This is a genomic window from Vibrio sp. B1REV9 (genome assembly GCF_905175395.2).
GTDB lineage: Bacteria > Pseudomonadota > Gammaproteobacteria > Enterobacterales > Vibrionaceae > Vibrio > Vibrio alfacsensis.
This window is the reverse complement of record NZ_CAJIMW020000221.1, coordinates 298,967-311,016: the sequence shown is the minus strand read 5'-3', so window position 1 is coordinate 311,016 and position 12,050 is coordinate 298,967. Positions and strand designations below refer to the sequence as shown.

The following is a 12,050-nucleotide window of genomic DNA, read 5'->3' as shown; positions in this document are numbered from 1 at the left end:
CGATAATTTGGTTCTGTGGATTGTTCAGTGTCGGGAAGATTAAATCTTACAACCGCCGCCAGCACAATCATCATCTTGCGGTTGAACCGCGTCTTTCTGGTCGTCTTTCGCGCCATCGCGTGTGTTATGGTAGTAAAGTGTTTTTACACCAAACTTGTACGCAGTGAGTAGGTCTTGAAGTAGTTTCTTCATTGGTACCTTACCACTTTCGTAGCGTGACGGATCGTAGTTTGTGTTTGCAGAAATCGCCTGGTCAATGAATTTTTGCATGATACCAACAAGATGCAGGTAACCATCATTCGCACCAATGTTCCACAGTAGTTCATAGTTATCTTTAAGCTCTGTGAAATCAGGCACAACTTGTTTCAAGATGCCGTCTTTTGATGCTTTCACTGACACATAACCACGTGGTGGCTCAATACCGTTTGTTGCGTTAGAGATCTGAGAAGAGGTCTCAGATGGCATTAGCGCCGTCAACGTTGAGTTGCGTAGACCATGTTCCATGATCTCTTGACGTAGGCTATCCCAGTCGTACTGCAGAGCTTCGTCACAGATTAGATCAACGTCTTTTTTGTACGTGTCGATGGGTAATAGCCCTTTCGCGTAGTTCGTTTCATGGAACAGTGGGCATTTACCTTGCTCTTTCGCAAGTGCTACCGATGCTTTCAATAGATAATATTGAATGGCTTCGAATGTACGGTGAGTCAGACTGTTCGCACTGCCGTCAGAGTACTTCACGCCATTCTTTGCTAGGTAATATGCGTAGTTGATGACACCTACACCTAGAGTACGGCGGTTCATTGTTGACTTATAAGCAGCTGGTAGTGGGTAGTCTTGGTAATCAAGCAGTGCATCTAGCGCACGAACCACAAGTTCAGACAGTTCTTCAAAATCGTCTAGAGACTTGATCGCACCAAGGTTGAACGCAGAAAGCGTACAAAGTGCAATTTCGCCTGAATCATCTTCAACGTTAGTCAATGGCTTCGTTGGAAGTGCAATTTCCAAACAAAGGTTAGATTGACGAACAGGCGCAACTTCAGAGTCAAATGGGCTGTGAGTGTTACAGTGGTCCACGTTCTGAATGTAGATTCGGCCTGTTGAAGCACGCTCTTGCATCAGCAGCGTGAACATTTCGATCGCTTTAACCGTTTCTTTCTTGATTGCAGGATCATTTTCGTATTGAACGTATAGGCGTTCGAATTCTGCTTGGTTCTCGAAGAATGCGTCGTATAGACCTGGTACATCAGATGGTGAGAATAGCGTGATATTGCCACCTTCAACCAAACGTTGGTACATCAGTTTATTCAACTGAACACCGTAGTCCATGTGACGAACACGGTTCTCCTCAACACCACGGTTGTTCTTAAGAACCATCAGTGAGCGAGCTTCACCGTGCCATAGTGGGTAGAATACTGTCGCTGCACCGCCACGAACACCACCCTGTGAACAGCACTTAACGGCGGTTTGGAAGTATTTGTAGAATGGGATACAACCTGTGTGGAATGCCTCACCACCACGGATTTCAGAACCTAGCGCACGGATACGACCCGCATTGATACCGATACCTGCGCGTTGAGAAACGTAACGAACAATTGAGCTCGCCGTCGCGTTGATAGAATCTAGGCTATCACCACACTCGATCAGTACGCATGAGCTGAACTGACGAGTAGGAGTACGTACACCAGACATGATTGGTGTAGGTAGAGAAATCTTAAATGTTGACGTCGCATCGTAGAAACGCTTGATGAAGTCAAGGCGCGTTTCTTTCGGGTAGTTTGCGAACAAGCAAGCAGAAACAAGAATGTAGAGGAACTGAGCACTTTCGTAGATCTCACCTGATACACGGTTTTGAACGAAGTACTTACCTTCTAACTGTTTTACAGCGGCGTAAGAGAAGTCGAGATCGCGCTTGTGATCGATGTACGCATCAAGCTCATCAAGTTCTTCTTTTGTGTAATCTTCCAGAATGTGGCTGTCGTACTTACCTAAATCCACAAGGCGAGATACGTGATCATACAAAGCTGGTGGCTCGTATTGACCGTACGCTTTTTTACGTAGGTGGAATACCGCTAGGCGAGCAGCGAGATATTGATAATCCGGAGTCTCTTCTGAAATTAAGTCTGCAGCAGACTTGATCATCGTCTCGTGGATATCTGACGTGGTAATACCTTCGTAAAATTGGATATGTGCGCGCAGTTCTACCTGAGACACCGAAACGTTATTTAGACCCTCTGCGGCCCAAGTGATAACTCGGTGAATTTTTTCCAGGTCGATACTTTCTTTGCGGCCATCACGCTTAGTGACGGTAAGTTTTTGGTTCATTCTGCTTTATTTCCCTAAGAAAACTGATAAAAGCCGTATTTTTGTTGGTTTATGTGCAAAACTTGTAAAGGTTGCGGCGGCTTTGTGATCAAAGTCTATCTATATATTGTAGCTGAAACACAAGATATAGGGGTTAACTGGATTGCGGGTTACAAGATAGTGCTATTGCGCCAATTTATCAAGGCGCAGCTTTTGGATGACTTGTGGATAACTAACAAAAAGCAAAAAAACAGTAAGTGAACACTAACCGATGAGAAAAGGGCTCACTTGAAAGGGGAAAATATCGCTTTTCAGATCGGTTCATAAATAACCGCATGTAAAAATATTTTCCTTGATCTTTGACAGTTTTTGTTTGTTAAAAATGGAGTGGTTAAAATGGAATCTAGTGCACTTTTTTTCTTCAGAAATTGACAAAAAAAGCGGCGCATTTGTGCTACCGCTTTTAGTGCATGACATATTTAAAAAGACGAAGTCTTTCACTCAATGAGTAAAATTGATGGTGAGTGTTTTAACTTTTGACGTTCACTATCGTCTTAGAGAACGCTCTCACTTATAGTGAACACTTCGTGGTGTGTACGATGTAATTCACATCCACATTACGGCCTAGCTTGTAGCTGTCATTTAGAGGGTTGTAGTGCAAACCCGTAATGCCCATTTCTGTCAGATCAGTTTGGTCGATCATTTTCATCATTTCGGCTGGTTTGATGAATTTCTCATGATCATGAGTGCCCTCTGGGACAATCTTCAACAGCTTTTCTGCTCCGACAATAGCAAATAGGTACGATTTAATATTGCGATTCAATGTTGAGAAAAAGACATGACCACCAGGCTTGACCAGTGTTGCACATGACCGAATGACAGAAAGAGGATCCGGTACATGCTCTAGCATTTCCATGCACGTCACCACATCATAACTGCCGGCATGTTCTGCGGCGTGTTCTTCGATCGTACTGCGAATGTAATCAAGCTTAGTGCCTGTTTCTAGTGCATGCAGACGAGCCACTTCTAACGGCTCTTTGCCCATGTCTAAACCCGTCACCAATGCGCCTTCTTTTGCCATGCTCTCAGCGAGAATACCGCCACCACAGCCAACATCGAGCACTTTTTTCCCAAATAGGCCATCTGCTTTGTCGAGAACGTAGTTTAAGCGAAGCGGATTAATTTGATGCAGAGGCTTAAACTCACCCTCTAGATCCCACCAACGAGAAGCCATCTCTTCGAATTTCTTAATTTCACTTGGGTCAACGTTTTGTGCTGTTGTCATGATAGTTATATCGCTTCGCTAATAGTCCTTTGGAATGCGAGATTATACTCTAATGGTACGATACGTTAAAACTGCTTCTTCTCTCACAATCGCAACAGAGGAGATTTTTGAGCGGCAGTGGTGGAAATGTAGTCAGTTTTCATAAAGATATGGGACGAATGTGCAAATTCTCTTCATTTAACACATAACCAAGCTCACAACCTGATAAAAGGAGCGGGAAAGTGATGCCCCGTTGATGAATTGTGTGTTATATTTTTGCACCTTACACGTATCGTAATTACGATCAGATAATAGAGGGATAATGGCTCTATGAGCGATTTAGCTAAAGAGATCACGCCCGTAAACATTGAAGATGAGCTTAGAGGTTCATACCTAGACTACGCGATGTCAGTCATCGTCGGTCGTGCTCTTCCAGATGTGCGTGATGGCCTAAAACCAGTACACCGCCGCGTTTTATTCGCGATGAACGTACTAGGCAACGATTGGAACAAACCATATAAAAAATCAGCCCGTGTTGTCGGCGACGTAATCGGTAAATATCACCCACATGGTGACAGTGCTGTGTACGACACTATCGTACGTATGGCTCAGCCGTTCTCACTTCGTTACATGCTGGTCGATGGTCAAGGTAACTTCGGCTCGATCGATGGCGACTCTGCTGCGGCAATGCGTTATACCGAAGTACGTATGGCGAAGATTGCCCACGAACTTCTGGCTGACCTAGATAAAGAAACCGTAGACTATGTACCCAACTATGATGGTACTGAGCAGATTCCTGCGGTTCTTCCGACTAAAATTCCTAACCTACTGGTAAACGGCTCTTCGGGTATCGCGGTAGGTATGGCAACCAACATCCCGCCACATAACCTTGGCGAAGTGATCGACGGATGTCTTGCATACATCAATAATGAAGCAATCACGATTGATGAGCTAATGGATTATATACCTGGTCCTGATTTCCCTACAGCGGCGCTGATCAGCGGCCGTAAAGGCATTGTAGACGCGTACAAAACAGGTCGCGGTAAGATCTACATGCGCTCAAAAGCGGAAATCGAAGTGGAGAAAAATGGTAAAGAGACCATTATCGTCACTGAAATCCCTTACCAGGTGAACAAAGCTCGCTTGATCGAGAAGATTGCTGAGCTAGTTAAAGATAAGAAAGTTGAAGGCATCAGTGCGCTACGTGACGAGTCTGATAAAGACGGTATGCGTATCGTTATCGAATGTAAGCGTGATGCAGTGGGCGAAGTGGTTCTGAACAACCTTTACGCTCAAACTCAACTTCAAACTACTTTCGGTATCAACATGGTTGCGCTTGATAATGGCCAGCCAAAACTATTCAACTTGAAAGAGATGTTGAAGTGTTTCGTTGACCACCGTCGTGAAGTGGTTACTCGCCGTACTATCTTCGAATTGCGCAAAGCTCGTGAACGTGCTCATATCCTTGAAGCTCTATCTCTTGCACTTGCTAATATCGATGAAGTTATCGAGCTAATCAAAAACGCACCAACACCTGCAGAAGCTAAAGTTGGCTTGGTATCACGTGGTTGGGACCTAGGTAACGTAGCCTCAATGCTTGAGCGTGCTGGTACAGATGCTGCTCGCCCTGAATGGCTTGAAGATCAATACGGCATCCGTGATGGTCTTTACTACCTAACAGAAACCCAAGCACAAGCTATTCTAGAACTTCGTCTACACCGTCTAACTGGTCTAGAGCACGAGAAGATTCTTGACGAATACAAAGCACTTCTAGATGAAATCGCAGAGTTAATGCACATTCTTGCAAGTACTGAGCGCTTGATGGAAGTGATCCGTGAAGAGCTAGAAACGGTGCGTGATGCGTTTGGTGACGTTCGTCGTACTGAAATCACAGCGGCGAGCCATGACATCGATCTAGAAGAGCTTATTGCTCGTGAAGATGTTGTTGTGACACTGTCTCACGAAGGTTACGTTAAATACCAATTACTCAGCGACTATGAAGCTCAGCGTCGTGGTGGTAAAGGTAAGAGCGCAACCAAGATGAAAGAAGAGGATTATATCGAGCGTCTGCTTGTTGCGAATACTCACGATAACATCTTGTGTTTCTCTACTCGTGGTAAGACTTACCGTCTAAAAGTTTATCAATTGCCACATGCGAGCCGTACCGCTCGTGGTAAGCCAATTGTAAACATCTTACCTCTTGAAGATGGCGAGCGTATCACGGCAATTCTTCCTGTGTCTGAGTTCAGTGCTGATAAGTTTATCTTTATGGCAACCGGTGATGGTACCGTTAAGAAAACATCTCTTGATCAGTTCGCGAACGTTCGTTCTAACGGCCTAATCGCCGTTAACCTACGTGATGATGACTCTCTAATCGGTGTTGATATTACAACAGGCAATAGCGATATCATGCTGTTCTCGAAAGCGGGTAAAGTGGTTCGCTTTAGCGAGGACAAAGTCCGTGCGATGGGACGTACTGCATCTGGTGTTCGCGGTATGAAACTGGCAGATGATGACCAAGTTGTGTCTCTCATCGTTCCGTCTAACGAAGGTGATATCCTGACTGTGACGCAAAACGGTTACGGTAAACGTACTGAATTGGCAGAGTACCCAATTAAAGGTCGTGCGACACAAGGTGTTGTTTCTATCAAGGTTTCTGAGCGTAACGGTCCAGTCGTTGGTGCGGTACAAGTAGAAGAAGGCGACGAGATGATGATGATCACCGACGCTGGTACTCTAGTGCGTACACGTGTTGCAGAGGTTAGCCAAGTGGGTCGTAACACACAAGGTGTGACTCTGATCCGCACAGCATCTGATGAATCGGTTGTTGGTCTACAGCGTATCGACGAAGTTGAAGAAGTGGAACTGCCAGAAGGTGAAGAAGCGGAAGCAACAGTAGATGCAAATGCAGAGCAACAAGCGACAGAAACGCCAGCAGCAGATGATGCATCTGAAGGTTCTGAAGAAGAGTAATTCTTCTCTAAATCGCTAAATTTAGAAGCCGAGCAAACACGCTCGGCTTTTTTGTATCTGAATCACGCAATTTAAACTTGAAACCAGTAAACTAAACTTCATTTTGTTTATGGATCAGCCATATGTCGGTTTGGTTTTTTGTTGCCATCACTTTGATGGGGTTATTCATCGCAGTTCTATTGCTTGGCGCGTCAAAAGTGAAGTCGCATCAATGGTTGGGCATTTGTGCGTTGATCGTTGTTTTTACTAGCGTAAGCTTCTTATATTTTCGTCAAACCTCGTCAGAGCCTGCGCAAGCAGAAATGTCTCGAATGATGGCAGCCCGTGACATTATGGAAGAAATTCAAACACAGTTAAGGGAAGCCCCTAACAATGCGGAGTTGTGGTTTCAGCTCGGGCAGAGCTATTTGATGGAGGGAGAGCTTGACGGTGCATTGATCTGCTTCGATTATGCCATTCAGCTAACCGATCCTGTTGATGCTAGCCAACTTGCTGCAAAGGCAACGACGTTATATTACCTCTATCAGCAATCCATGACGGATGAGGTCAGTTTGCTTCTGGATCAGGCATTACAGATAGAGCCGCACAATGAGGCGGCCTTGTCTTTGATCGCGAACGACCATTTTTTGTCGTTCCGTTTCCAAGAAGCGATTGATACTTGGATAATTTTACTAGACTCTAATGATCCTAGTTTAGATCGAGCGCAGATCATTAATTCGAACAATCAAACTAAAGTACTTATGTAGACGTGCAATTTTGTCGGTGGATTTGAATTCACATTGTATTCAAAGCTAGAGACAGATTTAAAGTTAAAGACAAATTGAAAGCTATACACAAATTGAAACGATAAACAGGCATCACGTTTAAGCAGACCTGAGTGATAAACGGATTTAAAGGGTAAACAATGGGCAGAGGAAGTAGCATGAAAGAAATAACGTTGAGTCTATTGGTTCTATTATCGGGAACGATGCTGGTGGGCTGCACTTCTTCTTCGAATTCTGGGGCCTCTTCTGTTTATTACTCTACGGGTTACTATGACCCTTGGTGGTATGATAATGATGATTACTGGGTCTATTATTATCCAGGTTGTTGTGATGATAATGATGATTATAAAGAGAAGTTGGAAGAGTGGTGGAATGGCTTAGATGATGAGCAACAACAATCGATCAAAGACAAAGTTGAAGATTGGAAAGACGACGACATGTCAGCAAACATCGATAATATGAAGCGCCAACTTGATGACCATTGGCAATCACTTCCGGATGAACAAAAGCAAGAAATTCAGAACAAATGGGAAAATCGACCAGAGCGTGTTGAGTCTGTTGTGTTGCAAGATAAAGCTTTAAAAGAAAAAGTTCAGCAAAAGAAAGCGTTGCCAAACACCAAAATGCAGCGCTCTGTTGCTCGTCCGGATGTACAAATACCAAAGACTCGACCGAATATTCAGTCTATGCCAAGAGTGCGTCGTCGTTAGTTCAATAGCCAGTCCTGACCAAGTATATCGAGGTGGCTTGGATATTTATGAGCTGCAAAATAAAGTGATATAAAATCTCTTCCAGCTAATTTTCCATGCATTGCTAACACGGTGAGTTAGATTGGCTATTCGATTTAGAATTGAGAATCAGTTTTCAAATGCAATTCCGAGCACATAGACCTTAAAAAATTAACCATGATTAATGTGATTACAATTCCACAATTTGAAACTAATCGTGCACAGAGCAAGCGGAATGATATTATTTGTGCGAATTTATGAGTGTTTTAGTGAATCAATATTTATTAATTTGAGCTGAAGACGTAATAAAGAATTAAGCAGGTGTATGCAGTGGATCCAGTAATATCGCAATTAAAAAAGGACTTTTATTCGCAGATTCGTGCATTGCAGTCACCGAAGATGCCACAAGTCACATCATCACTCGCTGTCTTGACTGAAGAAGAAATTCAAGAACTTGAAGCAGCTTGGATAGAGCTTAAGGTTTGGAAGCGAAATCAAACACATTGACAAGATTGTTGCGTTTTAAGCAAACATACTAAACCCCCGGCAAATTTGTCTGGGGTTTTTTATTGTAGTTCACTTTAAATGTTATATTATAACAATTGCAAAGTCAGCCATCGATCAGTTCGAGTTGGATATTGACCCAAATGCTAAATAAGAATAGATCTCATAGTGATCTCAACATTGAAAAATTGGGTATCAGTCCCCATAGTTGAAAGGCAGATGAGAGCAATCCCATGAATGCAATAACGAAAATGCATCAAGCAATAAATCGAGTGAGTGTAGATATGGCGGAAGTACGTGCCAGAGTTGATTTTAAAGTCGGGGCAAAAAGTAACATAGATGCTGAAATCCTGTCTTTTCATGGTCTAAAGACAGACAAAGAGCATGTAGCAGTTATCTTTAAAAAAGCAGATCAATCGCAAGATACGCCGTTAGTGCGTATGCATTCTGAATGTCTAACGGGTGATGTATTCCACTCGTCACGCTGTGATTGTGGCGAGCAATTGGAAGAGACCATCAATCGCATGGGTGAGTCAGGCGGTATTATTTTGTATCTTCGTCAAGAAGGTCGTGGTATTGGCCTTTACAACAAAATTGACGCATATCGTCTTCAAAGCCAGGGTATGAATACTTATGAGGCTAACAACCACCTAGGTTTTGACGACGATTTACGTGACTTTACCGAGGCGGCGCAGATGTTAGAAGCACTTGGTGTGAGTAAGATTCGTTTGGTAACAAATAATCCAAAGAAAATTCGTGAACTTGCTGAGTATGGCATTGAGATTGAGGAAGTGATTAACACCTCAGCTCACATCAAAGATGGCAATGAAAGCTATTTGAAAGCCAAAGTATCACACGGTAAGCACCATTTAAAAGTTTAAGCATAACGTATAAAAGTTTAAACATAACGTAGTTAAAGGCATCGCTTTTGAACTGTTGTTGAATTGTAAAGAACCTCACGCTTGTGGGGTTTTTTTGTATTTGGCAAAAGTTGAACATTTTGTACTGTAATGCTCAGTTACACGCATCTGGAGGGGTATTGAATAAGGCAATCATTGGTCTTGAATGACTTAGAAAGTCTATTTGGTGAGCAGGCAATCAGATTATTGTTTGCGATTTTGATTCTGGATTCTTACTTTTAACGCGGCAAGTCGTGAGATATTTGCCATACTTTTTTAATAATAAGTAGGGCAAGGGTTGTATCAGTGATCGCAAGAGTTCTCATTATAGCCGCACTTAGTGTGCCATTTTACAGTTTTTCCACCGTCGTTTCTTCGGAGGCTTCAGCACAGACCGATCAAGCAGGGGCCGTTGAGCAGTTGTCGATCGAAAAAATGATTCACTATCCAGATGTCTTAGAGCAATTGTATCAAACCACAAATTACCGTTTGAATTGGGAAAACGCACAAGACGTTGAAGCGTTACTTCTGCAAATGAAGTTGGTGTCTTTGGCGGATGTGAGTCAAGAGTTCAATGATCAATTACTTCGCATAGAAAGTGTACGTCTGCGAGGTGATAAGCTCGATTTTGATCTTGTGATGACCGATTCTCTGCTCATGTATTTGAGTTACCTTGAGCAAGTCCCCTCTGAGGGCATTAATTGGCTTTTCGCGGACAAAATGCACGTAAAATTTCCTGCTCCCAACGTCGAAACGTTATCAAAATTGAGTAATGAGATATTAGTTGGAAAGCTCGGCGCTTTGTTGGTTGATTTACGTTCGCCCCTTCAAAAAGATGATGCTTTTCAGATGACTTATGCCTCTTTGGCTGAACATGCTAAGGCGCTTTATCCCTTATACCAACAGCAAGGCTTACTTCGAGTTGGCGATGCGCTTAACGATAAGGCTGTATTGTTGGATAGATTGGCTGTTGTTGGCTTGGATGTGAGTTATCTTGACCCAGAGACTCCAACCTATGATGAGAATCTAGAACTGGCGATTATTGAGTTTCAGCGTATCCATGGTTTAAAGCAAGATGGAGTGATTGGCCCAAATACTCTGCGTTGGATAAATGTCTCACCGAATCAACGTTTGCATTTATTAGCACTTAATGCCGAGCGTTCAAGAATTTGGTCAAAAGAACGAGATAACGTTGTCTTTGTTAATGTACCGGGTTACCAAGTCACCTATTGGCATGATGGGCAGCCGCTGTTTGAGTCAAAAGTGGTGGTAGGTAGAGCCACTCGAAAAACACCCATCATGACTGGAAACCTAGACTCCGTCATTCTTAACCCGACATGGAATGTACCATGGAAAATCATGGTGAAAGACATCATCCCGAAAGTGAAGCGAAATCCAATGTATCTGGTGCAAAATAATATCCAGATCATCCGTTCGTGGACATCAAGGGAGATCATTGACCCTACTACCATCAACTGGGCGACGGTGAATCCACGCAGCTTTCCTTATCGAATGAGACAATCATCAGGCTCAAATAATGCGTTAGGTTTGTACAAATTCAATATGCCAAACCCTAAGGCTATTTATCTGCATGATACGCCAAGTAAAGGGTTATTCGAAAAAGATCGTCGTGCTTTTAGCTCGGGTTGTGTCCGTGTTGAAAATGCGGATCAATTGGCTGAATTGTTATTTAAAACTCAAGGTCTTGAAGAGCGTTTTGAGAAAAAGCGTCAGAATGCTTACCGTTCTAATACTTCAGTCCCACTGAGCGAGCGTATTCCGGTACATATTATTTATCAAACGGCGTGGCTTGAGGAAGGGACGTTGTATTATCGTGACGATATTTATCAATATGACCACCAAGGTTGAGGTTATTTAATAAAATTTACAATTTAGAAAATTCTTTTTCTGTTCAATAATTAAACGAAAAAACAAGCCAAAACGCGACAAGCAAGCACGATTTATACGTTTGACGTGTTACATCGCTTTCGGTAATGTCCGTTTTTCGTTTAGTTATTGAGCAGTATGTTGTAAATGGTCAGTCGTCAATTTTCCCGTCGAGATTTTCTCAAAATGAGTGCTGGTGGTGTCGTTGTTGCATCCGCGATGCCAACAATGGCTTGGGCATCTTTGCCTCATGCACCTCGTGTGCTCGCCATGAACAATCTAAACACAGGTGAACTAATGGAGTCTTGCTATTTCGATGGTAAGGCATACGTCGATGAAGAATTGAAACGGCTAGATCGTTTCTGTCGAGACCACCGTCGTAATGAAGTGCATCCTATGGACCGACGTTTGTTTGATCAAATAAGCCAAATCCAAAAGTTAATTGGTACGCAAGCTGAAGTGATTGTGATCTCCGGTTATCGTTCGCCAAAAACCAATGCGTCTTTACGCAATGGTTCATCTGGCGTAGCGAAAAAGAGTATGCATATGGAGGGTAGGGCAATCGACTTTCGTTTGGATGGCGTAAAGTTGTCGACGGTTCGTGAAGCTGCACTAAACCTTAAAGCGGGCGGTGTAGGTTATTACCCAAACAGCAATTTTGTCCATATTGATACGGGCGCCGTCCGTTCTTGGCGTGGTTGATGAGTAAGCGCTTGAAATGCTGTTATTG

Annotated in this window: 8 protein-coding genes; 6 read left to right on the top strand and 2 right to left on the bottom strand. The window is 43.2% G+C overall.

What is annotated here, in order from left to right; all coding sequences use genetic code 11:
* Window positions 1-39 precede the first annotated feature (39 nt).
* A complete protein-coding gene (nrdA, locus tag KHN78_RS01860; protein ID WP_211919557.1) occupies window positions 40-2,322 on the bottom strand; it encodes a class 1a ribonucleoside-diphosphate reductase subunit alpha in 2,283 nt (760 codons plus the stop codon).
* 550 nt (window positions 2,323-2,872) lie between these two features.
* Entirely contained in the window at window positions 2,873-3,586 is a 714-nt protein-coding gene (ubiG, locus tag KHN78_RS01855; protein ID WP_211919555.1) for a bifunctional 2-polyprenyl-6-hydroxyphenol methylase/3-demethylubiquinol 3-O-methyltransferase UbiG, read from the bottom strand.
* A gap of 309 nt (window positions 3,587-3,895) precedes the next feature.
* Here ubiG and gyrA point away from each other — a divergent pair, with 309 nt between their 5' ends.
* The 6 genes from gyrA (at window position 3,896) to KHN78_RS01825 (ending at window position 12,022) form a co-directional block, all read left to right on the top strand.
* Window positions 3,896-6,538: a DNA topoisomerase (ATP-hydrolyzing) subunit A gene (gyrA, locus tag KHN78_RS01850; protein WP_211919552.1), complete on the top strand. Its 2,643-nt coding sequence runs from the start codon at window positions 3,896-3,898 to the stop codon at window positions 6,536-6,538.
* 122 nt (window positions 6,539-6,660) lie between these two features.
* Window positions 6,661-7,284 carry a tetratricopeptide repeat protein gene (locus KHN78_RS01845; protein WP_211919550.1) on the top strand — a complete coding sequence of 208 codons (624 nt, stop codon included), beginning with the start codon at window positions 6,661-6,663 and terminating at the stop codon, window positions 7,282-7,284.
* Window positions 7,285-7,460: 176 nt separating this feature from the next.
* Window positions 7,461-8,012 (top strand): hypothetical protein, encoded by a 552-nt coding sequence (locus KHN78_RS01840; RefSeq protein WP_211919548.1) that lies wholly within the window; start codon window positions 7,461-7,463, stop codon window positions 8,010-8,012.
* A gap of 755 nt (window positions 8,013-8,767) precedes the next feature.
* Complete coding sequence (locus KHN78_RS01835) at window positions 8,768-9,415, top strand: GTP cyclohydrolase II (protein ID WP_206513189.1); 648 nt, start codon at window positions 8,768-8,770, stop codon at window positions 9,413-9,415.
* Window positions 9,416-9,757: 342 nt separating this feature from the next.
* On the top strand, window positions 9,758-11,302 hold the full coding sequence (locus KHN78_RS01830) for a murein L,D-transpeptidase (RefSeq protein ID WP_211919964.1): 1,545 nt from the start codon (window positions 9,758-9,760) through the stop codon (window positions 11,300-11,302).
* A gap of 165 nt (window positions 11,303-11,467) precedes the next feature.
* Complete coding sequence (locus KHN78_RS01825; RefSeq protein ID WP_128811122.1) at window positions 11,468-12,022, top strand: YcbK family protein; 555 nt, start codon at window positions 11,468-11,470, stop codon at window positions 12,020-12,022.
* Window positions 12,023-12,050 lie beyond the last annotated feature (28 nt).